The organism is Streptomyces sp. NPDC037288, assembly GCF_055603265.1.
Genome location: NZ_JBVJVY010000018.1, coordinates 64424 through 80618 on the forward strand (window position 1 = coordinate 64424; position 16195 = coordinate 80618).

Consider the following 16195-nt stretch of genomic DNA (forward strand, 5'->3'; position numbering starts at 1 on the left):
GATGCTGCGCCTCGACTCCGTCAGCCGGCGATTCGGCGACCAGCACGTACTGGACGGCATCAGCCTCACGGTGCCCGACGGCCAGCTCCTCAGCGTGGTCGGGCCCTCCGGCTGCGGCAAGTCCACGCTGCTGCGCACCATCGCCGGGCTGCTGCCCGCGCAGGAGGGCACGGTCACGGTCGACGGGACACCGGTGACGGGCGTGCCGGAGCGGCTCGCGGTCGTCTTCCAGGAGTACGGCCGCTCACTGCTGCCCTGGCTCACCGTCCGCGACAACGTGGCCCTGCCGCTGCGCCGTCGGGGCCTGGGGCGGGCGGCCCGCCGGGCCGAGGCCGAGACGATCCTCGAACGCGTCGGCCTGCCCGGGGCCGCCCGGCGCCATCCCCGCGAGCTGTCCGGGGGCATGCAGCAACGCGTCGCCATCGCCCGTGCCCTGGTCTGCCGGCCGTCCCTGCTCCTCATGGACGAGCCGTTCGGCTCCCTGGACGCGGGCACCCGCGAGGACCTCGAGGACTTGCTGCTGGAACTCCATCGCACGAACGACACGACCATCGTGTTCGTCACCCACGACATCGACGAGAGCGTGTACGTCGGCGACCGCGTCGTGGTCCTCTCCCCCGGCCCCGGCTCCCACGTGGTCCGCGACCTGCCGGTCGACCTGCCCGGCGAGCGGGACCAGATCAGCACGCGCGGCCTGCCCGGGTTCGTGCGGCTGCGCACGGAGGTGGGACGGGCGGTTCGCGGTGGCGGCTGAGCGTCCTGGCAGGTGGGACGGGTGGCTCTGAAGAGCCCGGGGCCACCCGTCCCCGGCCGTCAGTGGAGGTCTCGCACCCTCACGGTGTAGATGCCCCGGCCGTGCGTGGCGGCGTACAGCGTGCCGCCGTCCGGGCTTGTCTTCAGCTGGAGGACGGCGACGGCCGGCAGGCTGCCGATCCGCTGCCAGGTGGTGCGGCCCGGCGCGCGGTAGACGACCCCGAGGTCGGTGGCGACGGCGAGGCCGCCGTCCGCCGTCAGCAGCGCGGAGTCGGTGGGCACGTCGGGCAGGTTGGCCGAGATGTCCTTCCAGGTGGTGCCGCCGTCGGTGGACTCGAAGACGTGGCCGACGCCCGCGCCGGGGCCCTCGGTCCAGTGCCGGGAGAAACCGTTGACGGCGAGGAAGACGTGGTCGGCGTTGTTCGGGTCGACGGCGAAACCGCTGAGGTAGCGGTTGGGTACGGTGCCGTCCACCGGCAGGCTGATGTCGTGCCAGCCGGTGCCGTCCGCGTTGCCGACGGCGATGCCCCGGGCGAAGCCCTGGTTGTTGCAGGGGCCGCACCAGGCGGCGTAGATCTTCCCGCCGGACGCGGCGACGGCGGTCGCGGTGCGGCCCGCACCGAGGTCGTGGACGCCGGTCCACTCCGTGCCGCTGCGGATGGCGTAGCCATGGGTCTGGACCCAGATGTGCCGGCCGCCGGCCACCCAGGTGTCGCCGTTCTTCAGGTCCGCCGTGAGCGGGGCGATGAAGCGGGCCTCGCTGGTGGCGTTGTCGGGCGGGGCGACCGAGTACGAGGTGGCCTTGCCCGGATCGGCGGTCCAGCCGCCGTCGTTCACCGCGCAGTTCCGGGTGACCTGGACGGCGAGGTACACGTACTCCTGGGCGATGTCGCAGCCGTTGGCGGGGTCGGTGAGGGTGTCGCCGCCGTCGCCGCCGAAGTTGGAGCCCATGACCTTGTCGTCGCCGCGCAGGATGGACTGGCCGTTGTCCTGCAGGCCGCCGGTGACGGACAGGCCGCCGTGGTCGAGGTCCTTGCCGATGCCGACGGAGTAGTACTGCAGGGTGTCGATGGTGCCGTCGTTGAGCGAGGTCCAGTCGGTGGCGTGGCCGGAGGCGTCCTGGGCGCCGTTCACCGGGCGCCTGTAGATGCCGCCGTCGTTGCCGACGTACACGAAGCTCTTGCCGTGACGGCTGCCGATCGCGACACCGTGCTGGTCGGAGTGGGTGGTCTGGTGGCAGTCGCCGGTCTGCTTGGCCGGGTCGATGCTCCAGCAGGGGAAGGTGAAGTTCCAGTACGGGCCGACCGTGGACCAGTTCGCGCCGCCGTCCTTGGTCTCGTAGACCTCCTCAAGGCCCGCGTACACGTGCTGCGGGTCGGCCGGGTCCACGGTGAGGAACTGGTTGTACCAGGCCTGCACCCCCGGCATGTAACCCGCCGTGGTCAGCGCCGAGTTGTCGGCTGCCAGGCCCTTGTAGTCGGCGATCTTCGTCCACGGCCCGGTCGGCGTACCGGACCTGGAGACGTAGATGCCTTCCAGGCCGCTGTCCGGGTTGGTGCTCAGCTGCTCCGGGGACTGGTCGACGGCGTAGTAGCGGGAGCCGTCGGCGGAGCGGGCGAAGGTGACGTTGCCGACGTTGTCCGCGTCGGCCGGAAGGTCACCGAGGCCGCTGGTGATCCGGGTCCAGGTGCCGCCGGCCCTGGTGTAGAAGCCGTTGTAGTCGTCGCCGCCGCGCCAGCCGACGGCGAGGACCACCTTGGAGGGGTCCTTGGGGTCGATGGCGATGTCGTTGGCGATGTTCTTGTACGGCGCGTCCGGGTCGCCGGCCTCGGAACCGCCGGGCAGGAACTCCGGGTTGGGCGCGAACTCCAGTCTCCAGGGGCCGCTCAGCTTCTTCGTGGAGTGGCTCCACACGCCCTTGCCGGTGGCCGCCCACACCGTGTCGCCGCCGAAGCGCAGCTCGTGGATGGTGGTGCTCTCCAGTTCGTCGCCGCCGACCCGGCTGCGCACGGAGAAGGTGCCGTGGTGCGGGTGGGCGAGGACGTAGACGCCGCTGCCGAGGTAGGCGTCGGAGTTGGTGGTGGCCTCGCCGGTGCCGAGCCACAGCCGGCCCGCGCGGTCGAGGGCCAGGGCGCCGGTGGACTGGGCGGGCAGCCGGTCGCTGACGGGCTGCCAGTGGCCGCCGCCGGTGCGCGAGCGCCACACCCCGCCACCGGCGCTGCCCGCGTAGACGTAGCCGTCGTCGTCGGCGGCGATGGCCGCCATCCGGCCGGTGACGTTCCCGCTGCCGCCGCTGGAGTTGGAGTCGATGTCACGGTAGCGCGGGTCGTCGGAGTTGTACGGCAGGTCGGTGATGTTGCGCCAACGGCCGCCCGCGCTCCTGAGGCCGGCGAGATCGTGCCAGGCTGTGCCGTACGCGCCCGGTGCGACGACACCCGGTGAGGTGCGGGCTTCGGCGTACTGGTCGGCGCCCTCGGCGATCTCGTCCGCCTCGTTGCCGTCGTCGTCGTCCCCCGCCACGTGCGGTGACGCGGTGTCCGCCGACTGCTCGCGCTGCTTGGCGAGTTGGCTGAGCGTGCGGACTCCGAAGGGGCCGGCACCCCGCCCCGAGGCGGTGGACGGGGGTATCGCGACGAGCGCGGCGGATGCGGTGAGCGCGCAGACGGTCAGCCACCGTCTTCTGTGGGTTGGCAGGGACACCAAGGACCTCCCGGGGTGCAGCGACACTGCTGACGCAGGAGACCCGACCACGCGGACGCGGCAACGTCCGCCGCTTGAGAAAGTTTTGACGAGAACCTGCCAGTAGTTACCGGTCCGGAAGCCGGCTCTCCCGGGCGGCCTGGGGCGTCGCCGCGCTCTGGGTGCGGAGCCTGCCCGCCGCCTTCAGCAGCCGGTCGGCCGGATCCCGCAGCCCGGGATGGGCCAGCACCGTGTTCCGCAGTCCGCGTACCGGCCTGCGCCACAGCCGCTGGGCCAGCGCCACCGGGTGCGGACGGGCCGCGAAGCCCTCGGCGACCCGCAGTTCACGGGTCTTCAGCCAGTCCTTGTACTCCTTGTCGCCGCGCCCGAGGTCCACGAGGGTCACACCGTGCCGGGCGGCGGCCTCGGCGGTCCTCAGGTGCATCATCAACCCCGGTGAGTAATAGTGCAGTTCGGGGTCGTAGGCGGTGAACCACGCCGCCAGCACTGTGCTCGACCGGGGGCCGAAGTGGGCCGCGACCGGCCGGTCGCCCGCGTAGAGCACGGACAGCACCCCGGTGAAGTGCTCCTCGCGGACCCGGAAGAGATGGTCGACCAGACCGACGATCCACGGCCGGGAGAACCGGTCCATGCGGCCGGTCCTGCGGTACTGCGCCGACTTCCAGCGCATGAGCGTGCGCAGCGCCTCCGGGTCACGCTCGTCGAAGACGAACCGCACGTCACCGATGTCCCGGCCGAGCCGCCGCTCCTTCTTCAGCGTCGTCTTGGCCAGGCCCGGATAGGTGCCGCGCAGCCACTCCGGGTAGTCGCCGTCGCCGGGCTTCACATCGATCACCGGCGAGGCGAAGGTTCCGGTGACGTGCGGGGCGAACGGCCGCTGCTCCTGGACCAGATGGTCGAACTCGAAGATGCTGAGCCGGCAGGCCCGCAGCAGTTCCCCCGCGTCCCAGGTGACCCCGGGCCGGTGCACGAGCGCCTGGCAGTCGGACAGTCCGAGCCCGACGGCCCGTCCGGTGCCGAGCGGCCCCCGCTCGTACGCGAAGAACCCGGCCGGTTCCCCGCCCTCGCGCAGGACGGCGACCCGCGCGCCGCCGCGGTAGCGGCCGACGCCGATCGTGAACTCCGGCGCGAGGAAGGGGTTGGCGTACTCGGGTGACTCGTCCATCGCGCGGTGCCAGGCCCCGCGCAGCTCGGGCGTCAGCTCACCGGGTCTGTGGATGGTTATCTCCACCTCAGTTCGACCGCCCTTCCGCAGGTCGCCCTTTCGCGGGCTCGGCGAGCGGTGTGCCCGAGGCGGCACCGGTCGGTGAGGCGTGTGAATCATGGCTCATGGATCGCATGGGCGACCGCTCCCCCCACGACGCGCCGGGCGCGCCCTGCCATTGGTACCGATGTGCGCCGAATCCCCTCCGTGCGCAACTGCTCAAACGTCGCGAAACAGCACGCACACTGTCAAGGGTGCCTCAGGCGACGGACGGTCCGCCACGGATACGCGGACATCGAGGACAACCCTTTGTAAAGGGCTCCCCGACGAACCGGGACCCGGCCACCTTCCCCTCCCACTCTTGACATGAACCTGCGCCAACCCCGAGGCTTCCTGCTTGAAGTTGCTCGATTGAAGCGCGTTTCGAGCTCTTCCGAGCATGAGAGCAAGAACAGACAGTCCGCAGTGCTGCGAGGGGAGCTGTTCCGCCGTGCAAAGACCGCGAAGACTGCGCCACCGTGTGCCGTGGCCGGCCTGGATACCGCTGGGGCTGGCGGCCGCCCTGGCGGGAACCGCGCTCGCCGCCCCGGCGCCCGCCCAGGCCGCCGCCACCGGGACCGGGGCCGTACTCGACCCCGCTCACGGCAGCGTCAGCTGGCAGAGCCCGCTGTACGCCAAGGGCACCGGCGGCGGCACCGAGAGCTGCCCGGATGCCGCGGCCGACCCGGACAACAAGGTCTGCGACCGTTTCGACCTGACGGTCTCGGTGCCGGACGGCTACTGGGACGACAACCCCGAGGGCGGCGTCCCACTGTCGGTCAAGTGGGAGAAGCCCTCGGACGACTTCGACCTGTACGTGTACGACGGCCACGGCAAGCAGGTGGCGTCCAGCGCGGGCACCGCCGACCCGGAGGCCACGGTGATCCCGCGGGCGTCGGGGACGTACCACGTGGTGGTCGTGCCGTACGACGTGCACGACAACTCCTTCACGGGCACCGCGTACCTGCCCGCCACCACCGACGCCGGTGACCTCACGTCCTTCGCGGGCGGTGACGGCAGCTACACCATCGGGGCCGGGAAGCTGACGGCCCGCGCCGACTTCCTGGCAGACGGCCAACTGCGGCTGCAGGCCGACCCGTCCGGCTCGCTGAGCGATCCCGCGGGTACCGCCATCGTGCGCCGGCAGCCCGCCCCGGAGCGGCGCACCTCGTCCTTCGACGCGGGCGACTACTACGGCATCCGCTCCCCGCGGGCCGTCCTGCGCGTGTACAAGAGCCCACTGCGCTTCGGGCTGTACAAGCCCGACAACCGCACCCGCATCTGGCAGGAGGACAAACCGCTGCGCTGGTCGACCGGCGGCATGCGGCAGAGCCTCGTGCGCGGCGCGGACGAGCAGTTCTTCGGCGGTGGCGAGCAGAACGGCAGCTTCTCGCACCGCGGGCAGACCATGTACGTCTCCAACAGCTTCGACTGGAACGAGGGCGGCTACAACAACTCCCAGCCGTTCTATCTCTCCAGCGCGGGCTACGGCGTCTTCCGCAACACCTTCACCCCGGGCGTGTACACCTTCGGGCAGCCCGTGACCACCGGACAGCAGGAACGGCGCCTGGACGCCTACTACTTCCTCGGTGACGCGAAGCAAGTGATCGGCCGGTACACGGCGTTGACCGGCAAGCCGTTCATGCCTCCGGTGTACGGTCTCGAACCCGGCGACTCGGACTGCTACCTGCACAACGCCAACCGGGGCGAGCGGCACACCCTGGACGCCTTGAAGATCGCTGACGGGTACACGCAGAACCAGATGCCGCTCGGCTGGATGCTGGTCAACGACGGCTACGGCTGCGGGTACGAGAACCTGGAGCAGACCGCCAAGGGGCTGCAGGACCACCACGCCCAGCTCGGCCTGTGGACCCAGGACGGCATCGACAAGCTCGCCGACCAGGTGAAGGCGGGTCAGCGGGTGGCCAAGCTGGACGTGGCCTGGGTCGGCAACGGCTACAAGTTCGCCCTGGACGCGTGCGACGCCGCCAAGAAGGGGATCGAGGACAACAGCGACGCGCGCGGTTTCGTGTGGCTGCCGGTGTCCTGGGCGGGCGCCCAGCGCTGCGGGGTGCTGTGGAGCGGCGACCAGAAGCTGTCCTGGGACTACATCCGCTGGCAGATCCCGACCTACGCCGGGGCGACCCTGTCCGGCATCGCCTACAACACCGGTGACGTGGGCAGCATCTACCGCCACGACGCCAAGATGTACGCCCGGGACCTGCAGTGGAAGGCGTTCCTGCCGGCCGTCATGACCATGGACGGCTGGGCCACCGACCTCACCACCGGCAAGACCGCCGACCAGCAGCCCTGGCGGGACGGCGAGCCGTACACCTCCGTCAACCGCAAGTACCTCCAGCTCAAGGAGCGGCTGCTGCCGTACATGTACACGCTGTCCGCCGAGGCCGCGAAGACGGGTGTGGGAGCGGTGCGCCCGCTGTGGCTGGAGTACCCGGACGACCCGAACACCCTGGGGGACCACGCGAAGTACGAGTTCCTGTCGGGCCGCGACTTCCTGGTCGCCCCGGTCTACCAGGACTCCGACACCCGGGACGGGATCTACCTGCCCAAGGGCACCTGGACCGACTACTGGACCGGCCGCACCTACCAGGGTCCGACCACGGTCAACGGCTACCACGCCCCGCTCGACACGCTGCCGTTGTTCGTGCGCGAGGGCGCCGTCGTCCCCATGTGGCCCGAGGGGACTACGAGTTGGCAGACCCGGGACCGGCACGAGCTGGACTGGGACGTGTACCCGGCGGCCCACGGCACGAGTCACTACACCCTGTACGAGGACGACGGGGTGACCCGCGACTTCGCCGAGGGCGCCGCCGCCACCCAGCGGGTGTCCGTGCGCGCCGACGGCAAGGGGACGACCGTCACGGTGGGCGCGAGCAGGGGTGACTACGCCGGCAAGGCGGACGCCCGTGGCTACCGGTTCACCGTGCACGGCGGCTCGGCGCCCGCGCAGGTGACCGTCGACGGCCACCGCCTGCCCGCCTCCGCCTGGTCGTTCGATCCCGCCACGCACATCACGGCCGTCACCACGCCCAGCCTGCCGCTGGACCGGGGCTTCACGGTGCGACTGGTCGGCGGGAGGTAAAGAGATCGTATGGTCTAGTCCAAAGTCCAGGTTGGTCTAGTCCAAGTTATTGACGTGACCGCAACAGCTCCCGGAGGGTGGGGCTCCCCGCTCTGGGGACCTCCCCACCCCCACTCTCCGGAGGCACACACAGTGAGACCTCTTCGGGCATGTCTGAGCGCGGCGGCGGCCGTCACACTCGCCGCCGCGGGCACCACCGCACTCGTCGCGAGCAACGCCTCGGGCGCGACCACCGCGCTGAACAACCGCTGGTACGCCGCCGCCCCCTATCTGATGCCACTGGACAACGACCCGCCGGACCCGGCCGCCATCATGGACGCGACCGGTCTCAAGGCCTTCCAGCTGGCCTTCGTCCTCGCTCCGAACGGCGGCGGCTGCTCGCCCACGTGGGGCGGCACGGCGCCCGTCTCCTCGGACACGGCCGTGCAGTCGGCGATCGACACGATCCGCGCCAAGGGCGGTGACGTATCGGTCTCCATCGGCGGCTACGGCGGCACGAAGCTGGGCCAGGCCTGCTCCGACGCGGCCTCCACGGCGGCGGCCTATCAGCAGGTCATCACCAAGTACGGGCTTCATGCCATCGACTTCGACCTGGAGGAGCCGGAGTACGAGAACGCCGCCGCCATCAAGAACGAGATCGGCGCGGCCCGGATCCTCCAGCAGAACAACCCGGGCCTGTACGTCTCCGTGACGACGGCCGGCACCGCGGACGGCACCGGCTGGTTCGGCAAGCAGATGCTGCTGGAGGCCAAGTCGCAGGGGTTCACCCCGAACAACTTCTCCATCATGCCCTTCGACGGCGGTTTCAACGGGGCGGCAAGCCAGACCGGCGCGCTGACCAACTTCAACTCGATCCTGCAGTCGACCTTCGGCTGGGACCAGGCGACCGCGTACGCCCACGAGGGCTTCTCCGGCATGAACGGCCGAAGCGACACCGGTGAGTACTTCACGCAGGCGGACTTCCAGACGGTGCTCGACTACGCGACGAGCCACAACATGGACCGCTTCACGTTCTGGTCCCTGAACCGCGACCGGCAGTGCAGTCCGCCGGACAACGGGGGCCGTACGTCCGGCACGTGCTCCAGCGTCACCCAGAACTCCTGGGACTTCGCGAAGTACTCGGTGAAGTTCGCGGGCGTCACCCCGCCCACCACCCCGGCACCGACCCCCACGCCGACGCCGACCTCCTGCAAGCCCGCGTGGAGTTCGACGGGGGTGTACACACAGGGGAACGAGGTCTCCTACAACAAGCACAACTGGAAGGCCAAGTGGTGGACCCAGAACGAGGTGCCCGGCGCCTCGCAGTGGGGGCCGTGGCAGGACGAGGGCTCCTGCTGAACCTCTTGACGTGTCTGGTTCAGACCTTTAGGTTCCCGGGTCACCGGCGACCAAGGATGCATCCAGTGTTCACATGACTGAATGCATCCTTGGTCCGACGAAGGGACCCCCCACATGATCCGAGCCCGGCTCCTCGCGGTGCCGACCGCCGCGGGCCTCGCCCTCGCCCTCACCCTGCTCGGCAGCACCGGCGCAGGTGCCGCCGGTCCGCAGGCCGCGCCCGGCGGCACCTTCGACCTGTCGGTCTGGGAACTGCAGGAGCCCGTCGGCTCCCCCGGCCACCCGACCACCATCCCGTCGCCCCGGCTCCAAGGCGCGAACGGTTACCAGGACGCGTACTTCTACACCGACACCCGCGACGGGGCGATGACCTTCTGGGCGCCCGAGAAGGGGGTGACGACGCCGAACTCGAACTACGCCCGCTCCGAGCTGCGCGAGATGAACCGCGACGGCAGCGCCGCCGACTGGGCGCTGTCCGGCTCGCACCGGATGAGCGCCACCCTGCGGGTGGTGTCCGTGACCAGGAACGTGTGCGTCGGGCAGATCCACCTCGGCAGCGGCGGCTCCTCCACCAAGCCGCTGCTGGAGCTGTACTACCACGCGAACGGCGACATCGTCCTCGGCACCGAGAACTCGCCCTCCGGCGGGCAGACCGCGCACGCCGTGGGACACGTCGCGGTCGGCAGGACCTGGAGCTACACCATCGCCGTCTCCGGCGGCAACACCATCGACCTGACCGTCAACGGCACCACCACCCACTACGGCATCCCGTCGTCGTTCCAGCGGTACAAGCAGTACTTCAAGGCCGGCTCCTACAACCAGTCCTCCTCGGACAGCACGACCAACGGCGCCCGCGTCGCGTTCTACGGCCTGACCGTCACGCACCGCTGAACGCGGCCGACACATGGCCCGACCTGCGCGACTGGTGCAAACGGCCGTACGGTCGTAGCGTCGGGTGCACGCGGTCGGACACAGCACGACGGGTGGGAGCGACCATGCGCGGATCAGTGATGGGCACGGCGGTCACCCTCGCGGCGGGCGCCCTGCTGACGGCGGCCATGACCACCGCTTCGGCGAGTCCGCCGGCCGCGGCCGGCAAGGCCGACACCCCGCGTCCCGTGCTCGTCGACTGCACCTGGCGCCAGAACGTCCGCCCGGCCGACTTCATCCTGGCCTGCGGCGACGGCAACAGCCGCCTCGTGGGACTCCACTGGACGCAGTGGGGCCCGGCCGCGGCGACGGCCACGGGGATCAACTTCGTCAACGACTGCAAGCCGTACTGCGCGGCCGGTCGTTTCCACGGCTACCGGGTGACCGTCCGCCTGGACGAGCCCAGGTCCTGGAAGAAGCACCCGTCCGTGCAGCACTTCACGCGGATGAGTCTCACCTACACCGACGCCCGGCCGGACGCCTTCAAGCAGGTCATGACCTACCCGCTGTGGGACTGACCGCTCCGGCGGCGGGCGGGCGGAAGCCCGGCACATTGCGGTGCGGCGGTTCGTCCACCTCTGCGCCCATGCCGCAATGCGCGGCACCCTCGCTCAAAAGTAGTCCCTTCGCTCTCCTCGCCCTCGACGTCGGCCCCGTGGCACCTTCCGGTGCCACGGGGCCTTGTCATGCGTGCCGGGCGATCGCGGCTCAGGCCAGCTCGACCAGCAGGTCGCCGCCCTCCACCTGCTGGATCCGGTTGATCGCCAGCCGGGACACCCGGCCCGCCTTCGGCGCGGTGATGGTGGCCTCCATCTTCATCGCCTCGATGGTGGCGACGGTGGCGCCGGCCGCGACCTCGTCGCCCTCGGCCACCGCCAGGGTCACCACACCGGCGAACGGCGCCGCCACATGGCCGGGGTTGGTGCGGTCCGCCTTCTCGGTCACCGGCACGTCGGAGGCGGCTGCGCGGTCGCGGACCTGGATCGGGCGCAGCTGGCCGTTGAGGGAGGACATCACGGTGCGCATACCGCGCTCGTCGGCCTCGCCGACCGCCTGCAGCTCGATCAGCAGCCGGACGCCGGGCTCGAGGTCGACGGCGTACTCCTTGGCCGGGCGCAGTCCGTAGAAGAACGCCTTGCTATCCAGGACGCTGGTGTCGCCGAAGGCCTGCCGGTGCGTCTCGAACTCCCGCGTGGGGCCGGGGAACAGCAGCCGGTTGAGGGTGGCGCGGCGGTCCTTGCCCAGACCCTCGCGGTCCTCGGTGGACAGCTCCGGCGCGGGCTTGGGCGCGGCCCGGCCCTGCAGCGCCTTGGTGCGGAACGGCTCGGGCCAGCCGCCGGGCGGGGTGCCCAGCTCGCCCCGCAGGAAGCCGATGACCGAGTCCGGGATGTCGAACCTGTCGGGTGTCTCCTCGAAGTTCTCCGGGGAGACTCCGGCGCCGACCAGGTGCAGGGCGAGGTCGCCGACCACCTTGGAGGACGGGGTGACCTTGACCAGGCGACCGAGGATCCGGTCGGCGGCGGCGTACATCGCCTCGATGTCCTCGAAGCGGTCGCCGAGGCCGAGGGCGACGGCCTGGGTGCGCAGGTTGGACAGCTGGCCGCCGGGGATCTCGTGGTGGTAGACGCGGCCGGTCGGGGAGGCGAGACCCGCCTCGAACGGGGCGTAGATCTTCCGGACGCTCTCCCAGTACGGCTCCAGGTCGCCTACGGCCCCCAGGTCGAGGCCGGTGGGCCGCTCGGAATGGTCGGTGGCGGCGACCAGCGCGGACAGCGACGGCTGCGAGGTCGTACCGGCCATCGAGGCCACCGCGCCGTCCACCGCGTCGGCGCCCGCCTGGATCGCGGCGAGGTAGGTGGCGAGCTGGCCTCCGGCCGTGTCGTGCGTGTGCAGATGCACGGGCAGGTCGAACTCGCGGCGCAGGGCCGAGACGAGCTTGGCGGCGGCCGGGGCGCGCAGCAGGCCGGCCATGTCCTTGACCGCGAGGACGTGCGCACCCGCCTCGACGATCTGCTCGGCCAGGCGCAGGTAGTAGTCGAGGGTGTAGAGCCGCTCGGCCGGGTCGTTCAGGTCGCCGGTGTAGCAGAGGGCGACCTCGGCGATCGCGGTCCCGGTCTCGCGTACGGCGTCGATGGCGGGGCGCATCTGGCCGACGTCGTTGAGGGCGTCGAAGACGCGGAAGATGTCGATGCCGGTGGCGGCGGCCTCCTGCACGAAGGCGTCGGTCACCTCGGTCGGGTACGGGGTGTAGCCGACGGTGTTGCGGCCCCGCAGCAGCATCTGCAGGCAGATGTTGGGCACGGCCTCGCGCAGGGCGGCCAGCCGCTCCCAGGGGTCCTCGGCGAGGAAGCGCAGCGCGACGTCGTAGGTGGCGCCGCCCCAGCACTCCAGGGACAGCAGCTGCGGCAGGGTGCGGGCGACGACCGGGGCGACGGCGAGGAGGTCCTTGGTGCGCACGCGGGTGGCGAGCAGGGACTGGTGGGCGTCGCGGAAGGTGGTGTCGGTGACCCCGATGACCGGCGACTCGCGCAGGTGGCGGGCGAAGCCCTCGGGGCCGAGGTCGACCAGCAGCTGGCGGGAGCCGGCGGGGGGCTCGCCGGCCGGCAGCGAGGGCAGCTTGGAGACGGGGTCGAGCAGGTCGGGCCGTTCGCCGTGCGGCTTGTTGACGGTCACGTCGGCGAGGTAGGTGAGCAGCTTGGTGCCGCGGTCCGCGGAGGAGCGGGCGGTGAGCAGGTGCGGGCGCTGCTCGATGAAGGAGGTGGTGACCCGGCCCGCCTGGAAGTCGGGATCGTCCAGGACGGCCTGGAGGAACGGGATGTTGGTGGCCACACCGCGGATACGGAACTCGGCCACGGCACGCCGGGCGCGTCCGACGGCCGCCTTGAAGTCCCTTCCCCGGCAGGTGAGTTTGACCAGCATCGAGTCGAAGTGCGCGCTGATCTCCGTACCGGCGTGGGTGGTGCCGCCGTCCAGGCGGATGCCGGAGCCGCCCGGGGAGCGGTAGGCGCTGATCCGGCCGGTGTCCGGACGGAAGCCGTTGGCGGGGTCCTCGGTGGTGATACGGCACTGCAGGGCGGCGCCGCGCAGGGTGACGGTGTCCTGGGCGAGGCCGAGGTCGGCGAGGGTCTCGCCGGCGGCGATCCGCAGCTGGGCCTGGACCAGGTCCACGTCCGTGACTTCCTCGGTCACGGTGTGCTCGACCTGGATGCGCGGGTTCATCTCGATGAAGACGTGGTTGCCGTCGGGGTCGAGGAGGAACTCGACGGTGCCCGCGTTGCGGTAGCCGATCTCGCGGGCGAAGCGGACGGCGTCGCCGCAGATACGGTCCCGCAGCCTGGGGTCGAGGTTGGGGGCGGGGGCCAGCTCGATGACCTTCTGGTGGCGGCGCTGGAGGGAGCAGTCGCGCTCGAAGAGGTGGATGACGTCGCCCTCGCCGTCGGCGAGGATCTGCACCTCGATGTGGCGCGGGTCCACGACGGCCTTCTCCAGGAAGACGGTGGGGTCGCCGAACGCGGAGGCGGCCTCACGGGAGGCGGCCTCGATGGACTCGCGCAGCTGCGCGGGGTCCGCCACGCGGCGCATCCCGCGCCCGCCGCCGCCCGCGACCGCCTTGACGAACACCGGGAAGCCGATCTCCTCGGCGGCCCGCACCAGTTCGTCGACGTCGGTGGAGGGCTGGGACGAGCCGAGCACGGGCACGCCTGCCGCCCGGGCGGCGGCGACCGCGCGGGCCTTGTTGCCGGTCAGCTCCAGCGTGGCCGCGCTCGGGCCGACGAAGGTGATGCCCGCCTCCTCGCAGGCGCGGGCCAGCTCGGGGTTCTCGGACAGGAAGCCGTAGCCCGGGTAGACGGCGTCGGCCCCGGCCCGGCGGGCGGCGCCCACGATCTCCTCCACGGAGAGGTAGGCCCGCACCGGATGTCCCGGCTCCCCGATCTCGTACGCCTCGTCGGCCTTCAGCCGGTGCAGCGAGTTGCGGTCCTCGTGCGGGAACACGGCGACGGTGCGCGCGCCGAGTTCGTAGCCCGCCCGGAACGCGCGGATCGCGATCTCGCCACGGTTGGCGACCAGCACCTTGCGGAACATCCTGGATTCCCTTCAGCTGCCTGCCGGCGACGAACACCATGGTGTCAGCCACGCCCTGCCGTACCTCGCGGCACACCCTAGGGGGTGGCCGAGCGTGTCGACGTGCGAAAACCATCACACCGACGGGGTGGGCGGCGCCACACTCGCGCGCTCTGACATCAGCATTACAGGGATGTCATCGCCGCGTCGTGCGGACGGTCGGCGGACGCCGCAGCGGGCACGGGCCCGGCGGACGCGGGGACGGGGATCACGGGCCCGGCGGACGCGGGGACGGGGATCACGGGCCCGGCGGACGCGGGGGCGGGGATCACGGGCCCGGCGGACGCGGGGGCGGGGATCACGGGCCCGGCGGACGTGGGGGCAGGGATCATCCGCGGCCCGGCGGACGTGGGGGCAGGGATCATCCGCGGCCCGGCGGACGTGGGGGCAGGGATCATCCGCGGCCCGGCGGGCGCGGGGGCAGGGATCATCCGCGGCCCGGCGGGGGCGGGGGCGGGGATCATCCGCGGCCCGGCGGGGGCGGGGGCGCCGGGCCGGGGCTGGGGGGACACGGGGCGGCCGTCCCGGATCCCTGCGGGCGCGGGTGGGCGGTGGCGCGGGGGCGGCAGGCGCCGTACGTACGCCCGCAGGCGGGTGCGGCGGCCGTGCAGGAGGCCGAGGACGATCGCCGAGCCCACCGCGACCAGGTGCTCGCGCCCGGCCAGGTTGGGCACGGCGAGGGACTCCCAGACCATCGAGCCGCCGGTCAGGAGGAACACCACGGGCGCACGCCGGATCACCGAGAGATAGGTGAACAGACCGACGACCGCCGCGGAGGGCCCGGTGTCGAGCACCCGCCCGGCCGCGTGCGGCAGGCCGAAGCCCCACCAGCCGGGGCCCAGAGCGATCATCACCCGGGCGGTGAGCGTGCCGGCCAGGGTGGTGACGTAGGCGATCACCAGGGTCCGGGCCCGGCCCAGGATCAGTTCGGCGAGTGCGAAGGCGAGGAACAGTGAGGTGATGCCCGCCCAGACGGGCAGGTCGAGCGCGGGGACGTACAGCGACACGGGCGTGCGCAGCAGCGACAGCCACAGCGGGAGATCACCGGTGACACCCCCGAGCCGCCGGACCCACAGCCGGCCGAGCGGGTGCTGGGCGATGTCGTGGCAGAAGACCACCCCGAACGCGGCGACGAAGCCGAGCAGGAGTGCGGACAGTCCGCGCCGCGTGAGGCGGTGCACCGGGTCGACGACGATGGCGTGCCACTCGGCCCGCAGTGTCCGTCCGGTGCACCGGACGAGCCGTGCGAACAGGGAGCGGCACCGGTCCAGGTGTCCTTCAGCGGTCATGAGGCACGGCAGCCCGTCGCCTTCGGCTCGCCCGTCATGTCCATCGCCCCCTTCACCCCGCTTCCGGCGGTCAGACCGTGCGGGGCGTTTTACCGACATTCAACCGTTTCGGGCGCCATCGTATAGATAAAGGGATCTCTGAGGCCTGATCGGTGACAGTTCAGCGAGCCGGGAGACGGGCGTCAAGATCCCTTACCGGGACGCGCCGGTGTGGGAAGACCCACAGGTCCGCGGGGCCGTGATTCCGGGGCCGGGAGGCAACCTCCACTGCCGCGGACCCGTCCTCCGGAACAAGGCTCCTGTACAACTCGGCGGGGCACGCGGGCCCGCACCGCCCGAGTCGCCCTCTTCACGGTGCACCACCCGAACGTTCCCGCGCCACATGCCCGTCCTGCCGCGAAGACCGTCCCGGTGCGCACGGCGTACGGCGGGATCGGCCGTGACCGGGGGGCGCACGGTCCGAGCGCCGGGGAGTTCGGCCGCACGCGGAGACGAGGAACCGGCGCACCTCCTTCGGGCACGGGCCGCACGCCTGCCCCGGGAGCTGCCGGTCCGGCTGGGGCCCGGCCGGGAGCGCGCCTTGACTTGGAGAGCGCTCCAACTCGTAGCGTCGCGGACGTCCGGCACGCGGGTGCCGGCACCCGGCCTCTCCCACGGGATGCCGGGTGCCGCGATCCGTCGCTAGATGGAACCAGGGCGGACCAAGGCCCGTGCCGT

8 protein-coding genes and 1 pseudogene are annotated in these 16195 nt (G+C 71.6%); 5 read left to right on the top strand and 4 right to left on the bottom strand.

The features are described 5' to 3' along the window. The first annotated feature begins 1 nt into the window (after nt 1). Nucleotides 2-754: an ABC transporter ATP-binding protein gene (locus ACZ7GZ_RS21200; protein WP_471026273.1), complete on the top strand. Its 753-nt coding sequence runs from the start codon at nt 2-4 to the stop codon at nt 752-754. Between the two features lie 59 nt (nt 755-813). Here the strand turns inward: ACZ7GZ_RS21200 and ACZ7GZ_RS21205 are convergent, their stop codons facing one another. Both ACZ7GZ_RS21205 and ACZ7GZ_RS21210 read right to left on the bottom strand, forming a co-directional pair. After that, nucleotides 814-3453: a WD40/YVTN/BNR-like repeat-containing protein gene (locus tag ACZ7GZ_RS21205; RefSeq protein ID WP_471026275.1), complete on the bottom strand. Its 2640-nt coding sequence runs from the start codon at nt 3451-3453 to the stop codon at nt 814-816. 106 nt (nt 3454-3559) lie between these two features. Continuing rightward, nucleotides 3560-4684, bottom strand: a complete 1125-nt coding sequence (locus ACZ7GZ_RS21210) for a GNAT family N-acetyltransferase (protein WP_471026277.1) — start codon at nt 4682-4684, stop codon at nt 3560-3562. Nucleotides 4685-5627: 943 nt separating this feature from the next. On the opposite strand from ACZ7GZ_RS21210, the pseudogene ACZ7GZ_RS21215 reads away from it, so the two are divergent. From ACZ7GZ_RS21215 to ACZ7GZ_RS21230, 4 genes and pseudogenes are all read left to right on the top strand, one after another. Next, nucleotides 5628-7796: pseudogene (locus tag ACZ7GZ_RS21215) on the top strand (glycoside hydrolase family 31 protein); the annotation flags it as partial. A 135-nt stretch (nt 7797-7931) separates the two neighbouring features. Further along, nucleotides 7932-9137: a chitinase gene (locus ACZ7GZ_RS21220; protein WP_471026280.1), complete on the top strand. Its 1206-nt coding sequence runs from the start codon at nt 7932-7934 to the stop codon at nt 9135-9137. Between the two features lie 114 nt (nt 9138-9251). After that, a complete protein-coding gene (locus ACZ7GZ_RS21225) occupies nt 9252-10028 on the top strand; it encodes a polysaccharide lyase family 7 protein (protein WP_471026282.1) in 777 nt (258 codons plus the stop codon). Between the two features lie 104 nt (nt 10029-10132). Continuing rightward, nucleotides 10133-10585 carry a hypothetical protein gene (locus tag ACZ7GZ_RS21230; protein WP_471026283.1) on the top strand — a complete coding sequence of 151 codons (453 nt, stop codon included), beginning with the start codon at nt 10133-10135 and terminating at the stop codon, nt 10583-10585. A gap of 190 nt (nt 10586-10775) precedes the next feature. On the opposite strand, the gene ACZ7GZ_RS21235 is transcribed toward ACZ7GZ_RS21230, so the two are convergent. Beyond that, nucleotides 10776-14150: a pyruvate carboxylase gene (locus tag ACZ7GZ_RS21235; RefSeq protein WP_471026286.1), complete on the bottom strand. Its 3375-nt coding sequence runs from the start codon at nt 14148-14150 to the stop codon at nt 10776-10778. A gap of 164 nt (nt 14151-14314) precedes the next feature. Next, nucleotides 14315-15478 carry a hypothetical protein gene (locus ACZ7GZ_RS21240; protein WP_471026288.1) on the bottom strand — a complete coding sequence of 388 codons (1164 nt, stop codon included), beginning with the start codon at nt 15476-15478 and terminating at the stop codon, nt 14315-14317. Nucleotides 15479-16195 lie beyond the last annotated feature (717 nt).

Excerpts from the sequence above, each read along its gene's own strand:
- ACZ7GZ_RS21200 (WP_471026273.1), top strand. The coding sequence starts at position 2 with ATGCTGCGCCTCGACTCCGTCAGCCGGCGATTCGGCGACCAGCACGTA.
- ACZ7GZ_RS21235 (WP_471026286.1), bottom strand. The coding sequence starts at position 14,150 with ATGTTCCGCAAGGTGCTGGTCGCCAACCGTGGCGAGATCGCGATCCGC.
- ACZ7GZ_RS21225 (WP_471026282.1), top strand. The coding sequence starts at position 9,252 with ATGATCCGAGCCCGGCTCCTCGCGGTGCCGACCGCCGCGGGCCTCGCC.
- ACZ7GZ_RS21230 (WP_471026283.1), top strand. The coding sequence starts at position 10,133 with ATGCGCGGATCAGTGATGGGCACGGCGGTCACCCTCGCGGCGGGCGCC.
- ACZ7GZ_RS21240 (WP_471026288.1), bottom strand. The coding sequence starts at position 15,478 with ATGACCGCTGAAGGACACCTGGACCGGTGCCGCTCCCTGTTCGCACGG.